The following is an 18,719-nucleotide window of genomic DNA, read 5'->3' on the forward strand; positions in this document are numbered from 1 at the left end:
ATCTATAAAGGATTGCAATATAGATTTACTACCCCGACCCCTTTCAAACCTCAGAATTTTTTCCAAAGAAGGTATTATAAAATTTATGGGAAAGTATATGAATTTAATTACTTGTTAAAACTTGGATTTTTAAAGAATATTGATGTTTTAATTTTTTATCCTAGAGGTAGTTTTTTCGAACTGTTGGGATATAGGATTTATTCAAAAATTTTTAATTTACCGTTAATCGGGCACTACGTAGAATTAAGATCTGGATTTAAAAGTAGAAATAGTTATTTTAAAAGAATTAATGATTGGATGTTTGATAATTATTATATGTTTTTAGTTGATGGCTTGATTCCGATCAGCAACTATTTATGGCAGCATGTTAGGAAAAAGAGAAACATTAAAATGCTTAAAATACCCCCTATCGCGGATTTTGATTTGTTTTCAATAGATTCGGATCGAAATCAAGGCAATTATTTTCTTTATGTCGGATCATCAGTTTATTATCAACCTGTTATGAAAATTTTGGATGCATTTAAAAAACTGGAAGAAGAAAACTTCAACTTGGTTTTAGTGCTGCATGGAAGCGGGACCCAAAAAATTAGAAACAATGTTGAAATACACCCCAAAAAAAATAAGATCTTTATCTATTCGGGATTGTCATATGAGGACCTTGTTCAGCTTTATGTAAATGCAAAGTCTTTGATAGTTCCTCTTTCGAATAGTTTACAGGATATCGCAAGATTTCCAAATAAAATATCTGAATATTTAGCCTCTTCAAATCCAATTATTACGAATAGAGTTGGTGAAGTTGAGAATTATTTCACTGATGGTGAGAATGCATTAGTGGCAGAATTAAACGCGAGTGATGGTATTCTTGAAAAAATGCAAATAGTTGTAGATAATCCTGAAAAGGCCGAAAAAATAGGTTATAAAGGATATGAATTAGGCTTAAAGTATTTTGATAAGAATAGCTATAAGAAAGAGTTTGAAACTTTTATTACGAATTTTGTTTCTAAAAATTAAAAATAATTCCATATGGTTTCAATTTTAAAAAAAAAATATTACAACTTTATGATAAGTATATCTGGATCAGAAAAGAGAGCGAAGATATACAGAAAAGTTTATGGAGTTTCGATCGGTAAGAATGTTCGTTTTACAGGGAAACCAGAATGGGGAACGGAACCCTATCTCATTAGCATAGGTAATAATGTCACTGTCACTCAACACGTTGCATTTATAACACATGATGGTGGAGTAGGACTTTTCCGAAAAGAATATCCGGGAATTAATGTTTTCGGAAGGATTACTATAGGAGACAATGTTTTCATTGGCGCGAGAACAATTTTTCTGCCTGGAGTTACAGTAGGAAACAATGTTGTTATTGCGGCTGGCAGTATTGTCACAAAAGATGTCAAAGAAAATTCTGTTATTGCCGGAGCACCAGCTAAAAAATTGAAATCTTTAGATGAATATAAACAGAATGTTTTGAAGAAAGCAGCATTCATAACTGAAAGCGATTATTTGAAAAGAAAAATCGAAGTATTAAAACACTTAGAAGAATGAAAATACTTTTTTTTATTGAAAGTTTACATTCGGGAGGTAAGGAAAGGCGACTAACAGAGCTTATTAAGGGGTTATTATTGTACGACCAATTTGAAATCGAACTTGTTACTACGAAAAAAGATATTAACTATAAGGAGATTTTGGATATGGATGTTAAAATACACTATTTATTGAGAAAAAAATCCAGAGACCCAAAAGTTTTCATTCAATTTTTTAAAATCGCTTGGCGATTCAAACCAGATTTCATTCATGTTTGGGGAAGAATGGTAGCGATTTATGCCATACCGACCAAATTACTTCTTAATATTCCTATGATAAATAGTGAAATTACTGATGCTCCACCAAACATTTTGCCGCCCGAACCATCGTTAAAATTAACATTTAAATTCTCTGATATTCTCCTATCAAATTCTCTCGCAGGTTTAAAGGCTTATAATGCTCCAAAGGAAAAAAGCAAGGTAATTTATAATGGTTTTGATTTTAATAGAATTGAAAACTTAATTGAGAAAAAAATAATTAGAGATCAATTCAAAATAACGACTAGATATGTTGTTGCTATGGTGGCTACTTTTTCTTCTAAAAAGGATTATACTACATTCATAGAGGCGGCGAAACTTGTCTTATCTGAAAAAGATGACGTTAGTTTTTTATGTGTAGGAGATGGAGATTTTTCAAAATATTTTGAAATGGTTCCAAATACCATGAAGAACAAAATACTTTTTTTGGGGAAGCAAAAGGATGTGGAATCCATTATGAATATTTGTGATTTGGGGGTTTTAACCTCAAATTCAGATGAGCATGGGGAAGGAATTTCAAATGCGTTAATGGAATTCATGGCTTTTAAAAAGCCGGTAATTGCAAATGACAATGGAGGGAACATTGAACTTGTTGCCAACAATGTTAATGGATATATAATTAAAGATAAGGATTTTATTGATCTAAGTAGAAAAGTACGGAATCTATTACAAGATGATGAATTGAGAGCGAGAATGGGAATAGAATCATTTAGGAGAATAAATAAAAATTTCCATATTGAAAATATGATTAAAGGTTTTAAAGAAATCTATGATAAATATGAATAGAAAGATTAAAATATTAATTGTCATCAGTGGAAATTCAAATGCTAAAAGTCCATTTGTGCTTGATCAAGTGGAAGCTTTGGAACAGAGTCTGTTAGAATTTGATTTTTTTATGATCAAAGGAAATGGAGTTTTAGGTTACCTGAATAATCTGAATTTGCTTAAATCCAAATTGAACTCATTTCAACCGGATTTGATTCATGCGCATTATGGATTAAGTGGAATGCTTTCTGTTTTACAGCGAAAAGTTCCTGTAATTACGACTTTTCATGGATCTGATGTTAATAATAAAAAAGAAAGGTTCTTTTCTTTTTTAGCCAACAAATTAAGTTATAAATCAATTTATGTTTCAGAAAAGTTAGCCGAGATAATGCATGAAAAATCCGCCATCATTCTTCCTTGTGGAGTAGATATGGAAGTTTTTTACCCTATAGATAAAATTGAAGCAAGGAGTAAAATGAATTTAGATGTTAATAAAAAGTACATTTTATTTTCTTCATCCTTTAACAATACGGTGAAGAATTATGGATTGGCTAAGGAAGCGATTGAAATAATGGATTCAGAAGATGTCGAATTGATAGAACTTAAAGGATATTCTCGATCTGAAGTTGCACTTTTAATGAATTCTGTTGATCTGGTAATCATGACATCATTTACGGAAGGCTCTCCTCAATTTATTAAAGAGGCTATGGCAACCAATACACCTATCATTTCGGTAGATGTAGGGGATGTTTCTGAAGTTACTAAAGGTACTACCGGATGTTACATTGTGGAAAGAAACCCCCAAAAAATAGCAGTTCAAATTGAGAAATTGTTAAAAGAGAATATTTCTTCTAACGGGCGAAGTAAAATTCAACATTTGGATAACAAGATAATTGCCGAAAAATTGACAGAAATATATAAATCAGTAAAATACAAGGATGAAAACTGAATTTGAAATAATTGACAATTGGGAGCAGATTGACAAGGACAAATGGAAGAATTTTATTGATTTGCATCCATATGGAAATATATTTCAATCAATTGATATGTTTAAGGTTTATCTGGACACACCAAAGTACGACCCCTATGTTATTGCCGTCATTGATAAAAATGGAGAAATTTTAGGAATTCAAGTCTCGGTAATTCAAACACTTTATTCAAGTTTTCTGAAAAAATTAACTTCCCGATCTATTGTTTATGGAGGGCCTGTTATATTGAATAATGATGAATTCGTTTTAGGGACAATATTAGATTTCTATAAAAGAATGATGCATTCAAAAGCATTATACTCCCAATTCAGAAATATGAAAGACTGGGGAAAGAGTCGGAAAATTTTTAGTCAAAATGGGTTTACTTATTTAGAGCACCTTAACATTCTTCTCAATTTGAAAAAAGGAGAGGACGTCTTATGGAAGGAAATGAAAAGAGTAAGAAGGAAAAGTATTAATCAGGCATACAGAAAGGAAGTATACTCTAGAAAGATTGATATAGCCAATGAGAATCACCTTAAGCATGTTTATGCGTTGTTTCTCGATGTATATAAGAGAATTAATTTACCTCTACATAGTATAGATTTTTTTCAAAACTCAATCTTGCATTTGAAAAAGGATATTCTTTGTTTTGGCCTTTTTTTGGATGAAGAATTGATTGCCGCAAGAATGGTGCTCTGTTACAATAAGAGAATTTATGATTGGTATACGGGTTCAAGTGATGAATATTTGAGTTATCGACCTAATGACGTACTTCCATGGGAAATAATGAAATGGGGTATAGATCATAAATTTGAAGTATTTGATTTTGGAGGTGCTGGACAACCAAACGTACCGTATGGGGTTAGGGATCACAAAATGAAATTTGGAGGAGATCTTGTTAATTTAGGAAGATTTGAAATTGTTCATAATAGGTTTTTATACGAATTGGCAAATTTCGGATTCAAGATGAAAAAAAAATTATTTAAGTTTCAATGAAAATTTTAATTGATATAAATCATCCTGCACATGTTCATTTATTGAAGAATTTTGCATTTGAAATGCAAAAGAAGGGGCATCAAATTCTTTTTACATGTCGAGATAAAGAATTTGAAATTGAGTTATTGGAATCATTGAGGTTTGAATATATAAACTTCGGTAAAAAATTTTCAAGTTTATCAGGTAAAATATTAGGCTTATTTAAATTCAACGTTAAACTTTTAAGAATTGCCCTAAAGTTTAAACCGGATATATTGTTAAGTTCTGGCTCAATTTACGCATCTCACGTTTCATTTCTTATAAGAAAACCTCACATTTCATTGGAGGATACCGGAAACATAGAGCAAGTACGACTATATTTGCCTTTTACTGACGTCGTTTTGACTTCAGAAACATTTCAGGAAGATTACGGGAGTAAGCAAATCAGATATCCGGGATATCACGAAGTCGCCTATTTGAACAAGAATTATTTTACGCCTGACCCCTCCATTTTGAAAAAATTAGGTATTAAAAATGAAGATAAGTTTGTTGTTATCAGATTTATCTCTTGGAAGGCAACTCATGATGTTGGTGTTAGAGGATTATCATATGAAGACAAGATTAGTATCGTGAACAAGCTTTCAGAAAAATTCATAGTTTTTATTTCTTCTGAAGGTGATTTACCAAAAGAATTGGAAAATTTCAGGATAAATATCAATGCTATTGATATGCATAGCGTCTTGTATTATTCCTCATTGTTGTTTGGGGAAAGCGGAACGATGACATCAGAGTGCTTTATTTTAGGTACTCCAGCGGTACAGATTAGTGGATTGCCTAAAGGTTCTATGGGGACTTTGGAGGCTCAACACAATTCAGGATTGGTATGGATCTATGAGAAATATGATGATGATATTTTGAATCATGTAATCTCTTTAATTGAAACTGACAAATCAAAGGAAATTTGGAAAAAGAAAAGGGATCAAGTACTGTCCGAGTTTATCGACTTAACTCAGTTTTTGGTTTGGTTTGTTGAGTGTTATCCAAGCAGTTTTAACGCAATAAAAAAAGATAATAATTTTATTAGACAATTTTTAAATAATTAATTATGAAAAATATTCTGATTCTTTCCCCACATACTGACGATGCAGAACTAGGTTGTGGAGCCTTGATTTCAAGATTTGTTGAGGAAGAAAAAAACATATTGTGGGTAGTGTTTTCAACAGCCGAAGAATCAATTCCAAAGGAAATGTCTGTAGATACCCTTAAGAATGAATTCCTTAATGTGGTTAATAAACTTAATATTTCAAAAAAAAATGTGATAATTAATCATTTTAAAGTTAGGTACTTACATGAAAAAAGGCAAGAGATTCTTGAATTGTTGGTAAAAATCAGAAACTCATTTCAACCAGAATTGGTTATCGGACCATCCCTTAACGATTTTCATCAGGATCATCAGATCGTAGCTAATGAAATGGTAAGAGCTTTTAAGTCCTCTTCAAGTATTATTAGTTACGAATTACCCTGGAATCATATAACCTTTAACACTCAGCTTTTTTTTAAATGTGAAAAGAGGCATCTTAGAAAGAAAATAGAGCTTTTGCAGTGTTATAAGTCTCAGATAGTTAAAAATAGATCCTACTTTTCTGAGGAATTCATAAATGGGTTGGCGAGGACTCGAGGTGTTCAGGTTAATTCAGAGTATGCGGAAGCTTTTGAGGTAATTAAATGGATCGTATAATTTTATTTATTAATTAACATGAATTCAACAAATATATTGGTAACAGGTGCGGGATCACCAGGGATATCGGGAACGATATATTCTCTAAGAAACAACTATGACAAAAGAAAGTTCAAAATTTTCACAACAGACATGAATGAAGAGGTGGTAGGAAAATTTTTAGCTGATGAATTTATTAAGATCCCTCCAGCAAAACAAGCATCAAATTACTTGGATGCAATAACCAATATTTGTTTGAGAAATAAAATTGGTATTATAGTTCCTCAAAATACCGCAGAATTGAATTTATTATCGCAGCACGAGGAAAATTTTCTGAAAAATGGGATTAAAGTTTTATTATCATCTCATGAAGCTATAAATGTTGCTAACAATAAGCATGAATTAATGAATGTTTGTCAGGAAAACAACATTCCTGTGGCTAGCTTTTATTTGGTGGAAACAGCAGATGATCTTCTGCGTTCTGCTAAACTCTTGGGATGGCCAGACCAGAAGATAGTTATAAAGCCACCAGTATCGAATGGTATGCGTGGGGTAAGGATTATAGATGAGAATCTGGATTTGAAAGAAATGTTTTATGAGGAAAAACCAAATTCCCTTAATATTAAAATGAAGAACCTACTAGAAGTATTGGGTGAAAATTTTCCAAGTTTACTGGTAACGGAATATTTACCTGGAGAAGAATACTCTGTTGATGTTTTAAGAAAAGATAATTTTTCAATAGAGATTCCAAGGATACGGAATTTGGTTCGAAGTGGAATAACTTTCAACGGTTCAATTGAAAAAAATGAGGAAATAATAGAATATTGTAGAATATTATCAAAACAAATAGATCTTAAATATTGCTTTGGTTTTCAATTTAAGCTTGATGCACAAGGTACTCCTAAAATTCTCGAATCTAATCCTAGAATTCAAGGCACTATGATTATGTCAACCCTGGCTGGTGCTAATATAATTTATAACGGAATTAAACTATTGTTAAATGAGGAGATAGCGGATATGGAGGTGGATTGGAATTACAAATTCTTTAGATTTTGGGGTGGAATTGGAGCGGGAAGAGAAGGTTTAGAATCAATACGTTTTTAAAATGAACAGTAGTTTGCTGAATTATGATTGCTATATTTTTGATTTAGATAATACACTTTACGACGAAAATGTGTATTTATTTTCTGTATATCGTGAGATTTCAGAGTTTATCTCTTCTAGATACGAATTTGAATCTGAAGTGGTAGAGAACTATCTGATCAATGAATTTAATGAAAGAGGTAGGCATAAATTACTCTCTAAAATGATTACACATTTCGAAATTAATGATGCTTTACTTTCAAATCTTCTGTTAATCATGAGAACTCATGTTATGTCTGCACCGATGTTATTATTTCCGAAAATGAGGTCATTTCTTCTTCAGCTCATAACTTGTAAAAAGAAAACATTTGTACTAACAAATGGAAACGTTCAACAACAGAAGAATAAAATTAAACAAATTGATTGGACTGGTCTCAATAATATACATTTTGTATTTGCAAATGAAATAGAACCGAAACCGAGTCCAAAGGCGATTGCTACCATATTTTCAAATCATCAATTACATGGATCAAACGCGATATTAATTGGTGATTCTGAAAGCGATAAATGTTGTGCAATAAACGCTAACATTGACTTCATTTATGTGGATGAATTATTCGAAGGTGAATAAACTTTTTTATTACTTAAAAAATTAAGGAATCAAATGTCGAAGAAAATAAACCTTATGATTGTTGGGGCGCACAAATCAGGTACTACCTCATTAAAGAATTACTTAAATGAGCATCCTGATATTTTGGGGCATGTCCAAAGGGATATGAAGTTTTTCATGAATGAAGAAGAGTATAGTAAGGGATTTGAGGCAATTTTTGACAAATACATGAATGTTGGAGATGTCGATAATGCAAAATGTATAGTTGCGAAGGATGCAGGTACTTATTTACTTGAAAGTAATTTGAAAAGAATTAAAGATCATAATCACGAATGTAAAATTGTATTCTTGATCAGAAACCCCGTAAATAGGGCCTATTCTCACTATAAGTTTGAATTGGGAAAAGGGTATTATCATGATTTGGATTTTGAAAGAATTCTCAAATTTGAGGATTATTCTGAGAGTGAAGGTAAGTTTTTCAACCATGTATTAAAGCTGGGAAAGTACTCTGTTCATTATAAGACAATGCTTGAATTATTTGATAAAACCAATATTAAAGTGATACTTTTTGAGGATTTAAAGGAAAACCCAGAAAAGGTATGTAAAGATATTTTTTCATGGATAGGAGTTGACTCTTCCTTTGAGCCAAATACGAATAAAGTACATAATCTTTCGAAAAAACCTAAATATAAATGGTATTCTGAGATTCTTGGCAAAATTCGAAACGCCGATATTTTATTGTCTTGGTTTAAGTTTATTTTTCCTGCAAGATTCTACAAAAAAACTGTAGATTGGATTCATAGTCTTAATTCTGGTGGAGATTCTTTTGAACCATTAAAAGAAGAAGTAAAGAATGGTTTAACGAAATATTATAAAGATTATAACGTTGAAATGGAGGAGTTAGCAAAAATTGATTTAAAGAACTGGAAATAAAAATTGGAAAATGAATTGGGATTTTACCTTTAAAAAGTATGAAGAATTATTAAAAGTTTTAAATGATGATGGATATCAATTTCAAACTTTTGAGCAATTCATTAAAAATCCAAAGAAGAAAGTTGTGGTTTTAAGACATGACGTAGACAGAAGATCTGCACATTCATTGGATCTAGCAAAAGCTGAGAGTACAGTAAACGCGAAAGCATCATATTATTTTCGAATTGTACCTGAAAGTAATGTAAAAAATATTATCGAAAAAATAGCCGCTCTTGGCCATGAAATAGGTTATCATTACGAGGATTTAGGTGCGAGTAAAGGTAATTTTCAAAAGGCTTATGAAAGATATTTAAAGAATTTGGGTTATTTTAGGTCCTATTATCCGGTTTCAACAATTTGTATGCATGGAAGTCCGGAAAACAAAATTGATAATCGAGACATTTGGAAAAAATATAATTATAAAAAAAACGGAATTATTGCGGAACCTTATTTTGATGTAAATTATGACGAGGTATTTTATATTACAGATGCTTCCCGATCATGGAACAATAGAAATGTAAGTGTTAGGGATAAAGTTGAAACAAAATATGAGTTAGATGCCTCAAGTATTGATAAAATGATTTACCTTGTTAAAAACAATCTGATGCCGGATCAAATAATTATTAATACTCATCCACATAATTGGTCCAAATTTGGCTTGTTATGGATTTATATTCTAGTCTGGCAAAGCATGAAAAATGTGGTCAAAGCAATTCTCATTCGGATAAGAAAATAAATTATGAATAATTTTTGTTTATTGTCAAATGACGTAGAAACTACTTCTATATGGCACAATGCTTTAAGAGATGAAACGGGACTAAAGGTGCTTAAAGAAGGGATGCCAATGTTGCTTGATCTTTATGAAAAATATAATATAAAGTCCACTTTTTTTTTCACAGGTTATATTGCCAAACTTTATCCGGAGATTGTGAAAATGGTCTTGCCTTTTGGTCATGAAGTTGCCAGTCATGGTCTGTCTCATAAAAAAGAACATGGATTTGATGTTATGCCTTTAAATATGCAAATTCATCATTTGAAAGAATCGAAGAAGATTTTGGAAGATTTATCGGGTAAAGAAGTAGTGTCATTTAGGGCTCCTGCGTTGAGAGTTAATGGTGACACAAGCCGGGCGCTTCTCGAAAGTAATTACAAGATTGATAGTTCAATTGCCTCTCAGCGGTTTGATTTGTTCATGTCCTTTGGAGGTTTAAAGAAGCTCAAATGGCTATTTGCACCAAGATTACCATACATTTCTAAAGAAAGTTCCTTATTCAGCAAGGGGCAAAATGGAATAGTGGAAGTTCCTGTAAGCGCTATGATATTACCTTATTTGAGTACTACTATGAGAATCTTTCCCAAGATAACTTCTTATCAAAGAAGATTTTTGGCATTTGAAACAGAAAGAAGTGGAAAGCCAATTGTTTTTTTAACTCATCCTAATGAATTCATTGATGAAAGAGAGGAAAACAAGATTATCAATAAAAGATCTGAGAACCCATTAGCATCTTTTTTACAAGACACGTTGAGATCTAAACTTAAATCGAAGAATTTAGGTGTGAATGGTATTAAGTTATATGAGAATCAAATTGAGTTTTTTGTTTCTCAAGGTTTTAACTTCTGCACAATAAAAGAATATTGCAGTAATTCAGGCTTATTGGAAAGAACTGAGAATAAATAATTCTTCGATATTATCATTTTGAAATATTAATTTAAAATAAAGAATCATGTATTTGTATTTAGGACCTGGACTGGGAGGAGGAGCAATAATCGTGGTTATTGGTGTAATTGTTCTTATACTAGTGACGATTTTCACTTTCCTTTGGTTTCCAATAAAAAGATTTTTGAAAAAGAAAAGAAGTAGTAAGTGATAGTTGAATTCATTCTTGGCGTATCAGTATCCCTTGGTTTTTTTGTTATTTTAAAACTTTCAGGAATCACTGATTCCATAAATTCATGGATTTTATCTACATCTAAATTTGTATACTTTAGTGGTCATCCATTGATGGATGACGATGAAATATTTTCACGGATCAAAAACCAGTTTAAAGGGGTTTTTATCGGAATCGTTGTCGTACTCGCCAAGATTTTCATTTTAATTGCCAGCATAATTATATTGGTGATTATTGCTTCAGTAATTGAAATGGCTTTTACAACGGGAAAACTTCCTAATTTTAAAATTGAGAATCTTGGAGATTATATCAGAGCAAAATTTATTTTTGAAATACCTTTTCTAATTGGGACGATCAGTCCATTAGTTTTTATGTCAATTTTTCGAAAGAAAATTGTTAAGAAGAACAATGTATACTCACCTATAGATAAATTTTTGCATTATGTATTTCTTGGAAATAAGAATGTGGCATTGTTTCTTCTAAAACTTGAATTTGGAATAAACAAGAGATTATTGAATACGAATTTAAACAATAAGAATGTTTATGTATCTGGATTGGCAAGGGCAGGTACAACAGTTTTGATGCAATATTTAGGTCAATTAGATGATTTTAAGAGTTTATCTTATCAAAATCTTCCATTTTTATTTTTGCCTAAGTCAGGTACGACTTTTGTTTCAGGAAATAATACAAAAACTGTTGAAAGGTATCATAAGGATGGTGTAGGTCATAATATACGTTCTTATGAAGCTCTTGAAGAACCATTTTGGAGAAATTACATTGGTCAAGATTATATTACAGACACTTTTCTGAATCAACATAATATACCAGAAAATGTATATGATAAGTATAATAAATTTCGAAAACTAGTTTCAAAGGAAAAAATCTATTTAGCCAAAAATAATAATCATTTATTGAGAGCAGAATCATTGAGATTGTTGGATCTGAAAAATGGAAATCAAACAATAACCATTATTCCGTTTAGAAATCCTTTGGAACAATCTGCCTCTCTTTTAAAGCAGCATAAGTTTTTATCTCGCATGCAATCAGATGATGATTTTGTTTTAGATTATATGAATTTCTTGGTGCATCATGAATTTGGATTAAATGCAAAACCATTCAAATTTGATCACAATTTAGAAATACAATATTCCCAAAACAAAATTGAATATTGGATGGAATTATGGTTTCATTTTTATGATAATATTTACACTAAATTTAGTAGCAAAAAAGAGGAATATTTATTTTTTTGTTATGAATCATTTGTAGAATTTCCAGCTGAGTCGTTGAATATATTATTTGATTCGTTGGATCTCCCTAAAGGAAGTGCTGATAAAGTATCAGTAAGAAAATATGATATGAAGTCAAATTCAGGTAACAAAGTTTATAATTTAAAGTTTAGTGAATTATATTTAAAATTAAAGAAAGAATCAATTAATGGAATGTTAGATGGACAGAATCATTAGAATTTTACGTGTGCTTTTACTATTAATTTTGTTTTTCATTGGCATAAGCTATTTTAGTATAAAGGGATTTGAAAAGCAATATCATAATAGAAATATTTTAGAGAAAACAGCAGTTAAGGCGAATGAATTACCGAGATTAATGAAATCCTGGTATATATCAACATTTGTAAGACCGGAACAGGCTATTGAGATAGACAAAAGAGAAGACTTGCGTCAAATTGGAAAGTTTTCTGACAATTCCAAAGTTAGTGATTCTTTATTTTTTTTATTTTACAAATACTTAGGTGATAAAAGTGGAAAAGTTTATCTCCAAAATATCAAGAATGGGGAAATTAAATATTCATGGGATATTCCGATGGAATTAATTATGAATGATTTAATTAATATCGATAATGAAATTCAAAATAAATTTTACAATGGATCATTCCCTTTAAATTTCACAAAAAAAGTAAAAAAGAATTATGCCTCTATTGATGCTACGCAACCTACAATAGTGGATGATTTCTCATTACTGTTTAATTGTGGTTCGCTGGGATATTTATATAAGATTGATAAAAATTCAAATTTAGTTTGGAAAAGTGATAGATTGGTCCACCATTCAATTGAATTGGATGATGATGGTAATATTTGGACTTGCTCCTTAGATTTTGAAAATGAAAGTGCTAATTATTTTAAATACAGGGAAGATGCCATTTTACATCTATCAAGAGATGGAAAAGAATTAAAGTTTATTCCATTAACTGAGATGTTTAAGAAAAGTGGTTTATTTAAATCATTAATTGGGTCTAGTCCTAATTATGATAATGATAAATATGGCTTAGATCCATATCACTTAAATAATGTACTTCCAGCTAAATCAAACTCCAAATATTGGAAAAAAGGTGATGTGTTTTTAAGTCTCAGAACTCAAAGTATGGTTTTAAATTACAGGCCTGAAACCGATTCTATAATTTGGTATAAACAAGGTCCCTGGTTTGGTCAACATGATATAAATATTGAAAATGATAGTTTAATTTCTGTTTTTAACAATAACGTATGGTTTTTTGGTGAAAGCTTTTATGAACCTGAATCAACAAGTAATATAATGTATTATGATTTCACTTTAAATAAGTCATATACAGCATATGATAAAGACTTTAAGTCTCCGTATGAAGGCAGGCAGACAAGAATAGAAGGTGGAGGTCTTTTAGTTGAGGAAACCGGGAAGGGTAGGTATTATATTTATGATGAAAATAAAAATTTGATAGAAAAATTTTATATTCCTTATTTCTCAAATGAAGATTGGGCAATGCAACCAAATTGGGGTAACGTTTATCTGTTTAAAGAGGAAAAGTTTATTCTTCAATAAAATGATGAAAATTATTCATACGGATCATAAAAAGATTGAAGTTTTAGCAAAATAAATGGAAATTCGATTTTTTTTCTTATTTTTACAAAATATTGTATTGTTAAGTTGAAATAATTTTATCAGCCCCTCATGATAAATTATATTATAAAGAAAGGCTCACATCACTTCTCGAGTTTTTTATTTAGCAATTTGTTTTTATTTGGGCTGGTTGAATTGATTGAATTTTTAGTGTCTAAAAAAGTATCTAGATCCACAAAAATGAGCTTAAAAAAATAATTGCTATGGTAACAAAATTACAAACACAAAACTTTATCGGAGATTTGCGGCAGAAGATTCTCAGGCAAAATCTAGTTTATCCGAAACCAAAAAATCGATTTGATGAAAAGGTGTTTTCAAGGAAAGAGAAATTGAGAATCATCGTCGAAGGTCAATCAAATCAATTATCAATTGAGGAAATTTGCTTTAGAGAAAATATCGACACTCAAGTTTTTTCGAAATGGACAAATGAATTTCTTAGTGGTGAATACGATCAGAATACTGATTCAGGAACTGATCATGACGTATTATTTACAAATGAAAGAAAATATCAAATTGTAATCGAAGGGCAAACTGGTATTTCCAGTATCGCAAAAATATGTAATCGGGAGGGAATTTCTCATGAAACTTTTTTGGGGTGGTGCAAGGAATTTACTGAGTTAAGAAAGAGTCAAATAGAAAATGTCAGGAACAATAGATATTTATGGACAAGAAATAAGGATCTCACTGTTTCAAAATTAGGGTCAACAGAAATTTTTGATTATCTATCTCTTTATTTAAATTTTTATGATGATAAATTAACTATAATTTCTGATGTTGAGGAGTTGTCAAATTATAATGAACAATCTAGAAATCAGATAATAGGATCAAAGAAAGTTAACGATATTAGATTTGTGAATAAATACTTTGAATGTATTAATTCAAAACTGATGGATGATGGAATATTTGTAGGATGTGTTGAGACTTTTCAAGCTAGAAGAAGAAAGATGAGAGTTAACAGAATTCCTATAATTAGTGATATTTATTTTGGGGTAGAGTTTATCTTTAAAAGAATTTTACCAAAAGTTTCGTTTACGAAGAGATTTTATTTTGATTTTACAAAAGGCAGTGATAGACTTTTGTCCAAAGCGGAAAGCTTAGGAAGATTGGTGAGTTGCGGCTTTGATATAATGGATTTTAAATCCATTGATGGATTATTGTATTTCGTTGTTAAAAAGAAGAGAGAACCTGAATTTAATGAAAGTCCTAGCTACGGTCCTATTTATAGAATGCCTAGATTAGGAAAGCATGGCAAGATAATTTATGTATATAAATTTAGAACCATGCATCCTTATAGTGAATATTTACAGGATTTTTTGGTAAGTGCTTATGGTTATTCAAGTTCAGGTAAACCTGCTAATGATTTTAGAATCCCAAAGTGGGGAAGGTTTTTAAGACGCTTTTGGCTTGATGAACTCCCACAGTTGATTAATGTTGTTAAAGGAGATATGAAATTAGTGGGAATAAGACCTGTATCAAAAAGGTATTTTCAAGATATTCCTTCAGAAATGAAAAAGCTAAGACTTACTCAGAAGCCAGGGTGTATTCCTCCATACGTAGCATTGAATCGTGATGGGAATGTAATGAGTGTTTTACAAGCTGAAAGGGAATATCTGCAAGAAAAAATTCGAAATCCATATTTCACTGATATTAGGTATTTTTTCAAGGCCTTAATTAGTATTATTTTTTTTCATAAAAGGAGTGCTTAATAAAAGATCGTTATAAAACTAATCATTATCTTCACAAAGAAATATAATATTATTCATATTTATTTCGTTTTATAACCTTTATTGTATAATCATGCATTTGAATAAATCGGAAAAGATTTTAGAAGATAATCTGGATGACTCAATTAATATGAAGGAAATATTCGAAAAATATTTCAAACATATTAAATGGTTTGTTTTCAGTGTATTATTATTTATTTCATTGGCCTTTATTAAAATTAGAAGTGAAATTCCCCAATATAAGGTAAGTGGTGTAATTCTCATTAAAGAAAATGAAAAAGGATCCTCAATAGGGAATTTAGAGTCTTTTGAAAATTTAGGGCTTTTCGGTTCTGAGACGAATAGATTGGAAAATGAGATCCAAATTTTGAAATCTCGCAGGCTAATGACCAAGGTGGTCAAGGAACTAGAGTTTAATATAAATTATTTTATTGAGGATTCTCCATATGATAAAGAATATTATCCAAATTTCCCGATAACCTTCGATTTTGTAGGAGATACCTTAATAGGTGATGATTTTTCCACTCTTTTTAAAATTAGAATTCTTTCGGATACTCGATTTCTATTTTTAAATGCAGAGGACGCTTCATATGGCTCAAAGGCATTTGGAGAAACCTTTGTTGCAGAATTAGGAAATGAAGAGCGTTCGATTCGAAAGGATCTTGTGGTTAACTTGAATCCTAATTTTGGTAGATCACTTGTAGGTGAAACTGTGATAATTAGCGTTTACCCAGTTGATCGAGTAGTTAGTAGTTATATGAAGAGGTTGGAGATAGAACCTATTAATGAGAGGATGTCCAAGGTGTTAATATTATCCTTAAATGAAAGTGTAAAGCAAAAAGGAATTTCTCTAATTAATAATTTGATAGAGCAATACAATGCTGATGGTATAACCGACAAGAATCTTGTCGCACAAAATACGACAGATTTTCTGGATCTTAGAATAGGTTTAATAGAAACAGAGTTAGCCGCTATCGAACTTACTGCAGAACAATTTCGAACAAAAAATAAAATGATTGATGTGAATACCGGGTCCAGTATTTATCTTCATTCATCCTCTGCAAATGAGTCGGAATTAGTTGATTCCAATACTCAGATTCAATTAGTTAATCTCATGATTGACGAAGTAGGTTCAATTCGCACAGGTGAATTGTTGCCAGGAAACGTTGGGATAGCGGATCCGACAATTATAAGCATGATCACCCAATATAATAATTTGGTTTTACAAAGGAACAGAATATTAAAGAGTTCAAGTGAAATAAATCCAATAATTATTAATATTGATTCGCAGTTGGAAAATTACAAAAGTAATTTAAGTAATAGTTTAAATAATCAAAAATCGTCACTTGAAATCAAGGTTGGTACGTTAACTACTCAAAGTAGTAAAATTAGCTCAAGAATAGCTTCAGTTCCTAAGAATGAAAGAGAGTTTAAAGATATTGTAAGGCAACAGGAGACAAAAAATGCTCTATATCTCTTTTTACTTCAAAAGCGAGAAGAGTCGGTACTTTCTAATGCTGTTAATGTTGATAAAGCCAAGGTGATTGATAATGCCTACAGTAAACCTGGGAAAATATCACCGAAGAAATCAACAAATCTACTGGGAGCTATTATTTTAGGAATTTTAGTGCCATTTATCGTGATCTATGTTCGGGATCTCCTAGACACTAAGGTTCATGATGAGAAAGATCTGAGGAAAATGGGAATACCATTTATAGGAGATGTTCCCTTTTCAAAGAATAAAGGAGATTTGTTGATAACAAATAATGATACTTCGAATATAGCAGAGGCCTTTAGGTATTTAAGAACAAATATTGGTTTTATGCTAGATAGAAAGGAATGGGGAAAGACTATTCTTTTTACATCTACTCAAAGCGGTGAAGGAAAAACATTCGCAGCATTAAATTTGGCATCCTCATTGGCAATTTCTGGAAAAAAAACATTACTCATAGCAATGGATCTCAGAGTTCCCAAGATAGCAAAGTACATGGACGTGGACGAAGTTAAAGGTGTTAGTAATTTCATAAAAGATAATGAATTAAGGGTTCGAGATATAATTAATAAGCATGCTGAAATAGAAAACCTTAGTTTGATATTATCAGGAGACATTCCTCCGAATCCTGTTGAACTTCTTATGAGTAAAAGAGTAGATGAGATTTTTGAAGAAGTTAAAAATGATTATGAATTTATTATCGTAGACAGTGCACCGGTAGGTATGGTAACAGATACATTTCAAATAAGTAGATTTGCCGAATTGACAGTTTATGTGATTAAGGCGAATTTTCTCGATAAGAGAATGCTTCATATCCCTGATAAATTAAATCGACAGAATAAATTGTCAAATATGTGTTTGCTACTTAATGGTACGGATCATTCGAAAGGAACATACGGTTATGGTTATGGTTATGGAGAAAAAAAGAAAAAGAGATTCTTCAAGAATTTGTTTTCGAGAAAAGCAGCAACCCTTTAATTCGATAATGGCAGTTCAAAGTTTCTTGATTTGTTTTGTTTAGAAAAGATCATAATCAGAAAAAATAGTCTCTTTAACTTAAACAATTTATGTTATATTTGTTTAATAAATATTAAAATTTAAATCAGTACAAGATGATAAAAAAATTACTCTTAACATTTTTTATTTTTCTTCCCTTTTTAATGATCGGACAGTCAATTACGGTCATCACAAATTCAACGAGCTCTAATTGGTCACCGAACAAAGTTGTTAATAATGGAGATGTTTTAAATTGGAGTGTTGCCGATAATGGTTTGGTTTCTCCACCAGATCAAAATGTGAATGACCCAATTTTTGATTTCAGTTCTAACGATGGCAGTCAAATTATTATTACAATCACAAGTACTGATAACTTTAGTGGTTTACAGGAATTCTGGCTCGATTACCTTAATATAATCTCGTTGGACATAAACGAGGCCACGAGTTTAATTGATTTTAGTTCAAGGGGTAACAGGAATTTAGGGACAGTTGATTTGTCTTCGCTATCCTCCCTTTTAAGTTTTCGATCTGATGTTACTGATTTAACATCCATAGATTTTTCGGCAAATGATTTGCTGGACTTTGTATATGTTATTAATAATGATCTTCCGACGGATCAGCTCGACAAGATAGTGAATGATCTGGATGCTAATGGTGCGAGTGATGGAAATCTACAGATAAGAAATCAATCGACTGGAGATGAGTTAAGTAGTTTATCCTATGATGGGTACACAAATTTGATCAATCGAGGATGGACAATAGATGTTGATGCACCAGAGCCACCTGTTT

The 18,719-nt window shown here is 31.0% G+C and carries 18 protein-coding genes; all 18 read left to right on the forward strand.

All coding sequences use genetic code 11. The annotated features are described in order from the left end of the window. The first annotated feature begins 297 nt into the window (after positions 1 to 297). The gene (locus tag LCM02_RS01280) at positions 298 to 1,011 is read left to right on the forward strand and encodes a glycosyltransferase family 4 protein (RefSeq protein ID WP_224926503.1); all 714 of its coding nucleotides are present in this window, start codon (positions 298 to 300) and stop codon (positions 1,009 to 1,011) included. Between the two features lie 12 nt (positions 1,012 to 1,023). After that, on the forward strand, positions 1,024 to 1,551 hold the full coding sequence (locus LCM02_RS01285) for an acyltransferase (protein WP_224926504.1): 528 nt from the start codon (positions 1,024 to 1,026) through the stop codon (positions 1,549 to 1,551). Beyond that, the gene (locus tag LCM02_RS01290) at positions 1,548 to 2,633 is read left to right on the forward strand and encodes a glycosyltransferase (protein ID WP_224926505.1); all 1,086 of its coding nucleotides are present in this window, start codon (positions 1,548 to 1,550) and stop codon (positions 2,631 to 2,633) included. Before LCM02_RS01285 ends, LCM02_RS01290 begins: the two co-directional genes overlap by 4 nt. Further along, on the forward strand, positions 2,626 to 3,561 hold the full coding sequence (locus tag LCM02_RS01295) for a glycosyltransferase (protein WP_224926506.1): 936 nt from the start codon (positions 2,626 to 2,628) through the stop codon (positions 3,559 to 3,561). Before LCM02_RS01290 ends, LCM02_RS01295 begins: the two co-directional genes overlap by 8 nt. Then, complete coding sequence (locus tag LCM02_RS01300; RefSeq protein ID WP_224926507.1) at positions 3,551 to 4,579, forward strand: lipid II:glycine glycyltransferase FemX; 1,029 nt, start codon at positions 3,551 to 3,553, stop codon at positions 4,577 to 4,579. Before LCM02_RS01295 ends, LCM02_RS01300 begins: the two co-directional genes overlap by 11 nt. Further along, a complete protein-coding gene (locus tag LCM02_RS01305) occupies positions 4,576 to 5,661 on the forward strand; it encodes a DUF354 domain-containing protein (protein ID WP_224926508.1) in 1,086 nt (361 codons plus the stop codon). Before LCM02_RS01300 ends, LCM02_RS01305 begins: the two co-directional genes overlap by 4 nt. A 2-nt stretch (positions 5,662 to 5,663) precedes the next feature. Beyond that, positions 5,664 to 6,296 carry a PIG-L deacetylase family protein gene (locus LCM02_RS01310; RefSeq protein WP_224926509.1) on the forward strand — a complete coding sequence of 211 codons (633 nt, stop codon included), beginning with the start codon at positions 5,664 to 5,666 and terminating at the stop codon, positions 6,294 to 6,296. An 18-nt stretch (positions 6,297 to 6,314) separates the two neighbouring features. Next, positions 6,315 to 7,379, forward strand: a complete 1,065-nt coding sequence (locus tag LCM02_RS01315) for an ATP-grasp domain-containing protein (protein ID WP_224926510.1) — start codon at positions 6,315 to 6,317, stop codon at positions 7,377 to 7,379. A 1-nt stretch (position 7,380) separates the two neighbouring features. Continuing rightward, a complete protein-coding gene (locus tag LCM02_RS01320) occupies positions 7,381 to 7,989 on the forward strand; it encodes an HAD family hydrolase (RefSeq protein WP_224926511.1) in 609 nt (202 codons plus the stop codon). Between the two features lie 33 nt (positions 7,990 to 8,022). Then, a complete protein-coding gene (locus LCM02_RS01325; RefSeq protein ID WP_224926512.1) occupies positions 8,023 to 8,901 on the forward strand; it encodes a sulfotransferase domain-containing protein in 879 nt (292 codons plus the stop codon). 10 nt (positions 8,902 to 8,911) lie between these two features. Continuing rightward, positions 8,912 to 9,676, forward strand: a complete 765-nt coding sequence (locus tag LCM02_RS01330; RefSeq protein ID WP_224926513.1) for a hypothetical protein — start codon at positions 8,912 to 8,914, stop codon at positions 9,674 to 9,676. A 3-nt stretch (positions 9,677 to 9,679) separates the two neighbouring features. Then, entirely contained in the window at positions 9,680 to 10,618 is a 939-nt protein-coding gene (locus tag LCM02_RS01335) for a polysaccharide deacetylase family protein (protein WP_224926514.1), read from the forward strand. Positions 10,619 to 10,664: 46 nt separating this feature from the next. After that, the gene (locus LCM02_RS01340; protein ID WP_224926515.1) at positions 10,665 to 10,808 is read left to right on the forward strand and encodes a hypothetical protein; all 144 of its coding nucleotides are present in this window, start codon (positions 10,665 to 10,667) and stop codon (positions 10,806 to 10,808) included. After that, a complete protein-coding gene (locus LCM02_RS01345) occupies positions 10,805 to 12,292 on the forward strand; it encodes a hypothetical protein (RefSeq protein WP_224926516.1) in 1,488 nt (495 codons plus the stop codon). The genes LCM02_RS01340 and LCM02_RS01345 overlap by 4 nt, the downstream gene beginning before the upstream one ends. Further along, entirely contained in the window at positions 12,276 to 13,640 is a 1,365-nt protein-coding gene (locus LCM02_RS01350; protein WP_224926517.1) for an arylsulfotransferase family protein, read from the forward strand. Before LCM02_RS01345 ends, LCM02_RS01350 begins: the two co-directional genes overlap by 17 nt. 281 nt (positions 13,641 to 13,921) lie before the next feature. After that, positions 13,922 to 15,424, forward strand: a complete 1,503-nt coding sequence (locus tag LCM02_RS01355) for a sugar transferase (protein ID WP_224926518.1) — start codon at positions 13,922 to 13,924, stop codon at positions 15,422 to 15,424. 97 nt (positions 15,425 to 15,521) lie between these two features. Further along, positions 15,522 to 17,912 (forward strand): GumC family protein, encoded by a 2,391-nt coding sequence (locus tag LCM02_RS01360; protein ID WP_224926519.1) that lies wholly within the window; start codon positions 15,522 to 15,524, stop codon positions 17,910 to 17,912. Between the two features lie 134 nt (positions 17,913 to 18,046). Continuing rightward, positions 18,047 to 18,719 (forward strand): hypothetical protein (locus tag LCM02_RS01365; RefSeq protein WP_224926520.1); only part of this gene is annotated, 673 nt, incomplete at its 3' end.

The organism is Lutimonas saemankumensis, from assembly GCF_020171465.1.
Taxonomy (GTDB): domain Bacteria; phylum Bacteroidota; class Bacteroidia; order Flavobacteriales; family Flavobacteriaceae; genus Lutimonas; species Lutimonas saemankumensis.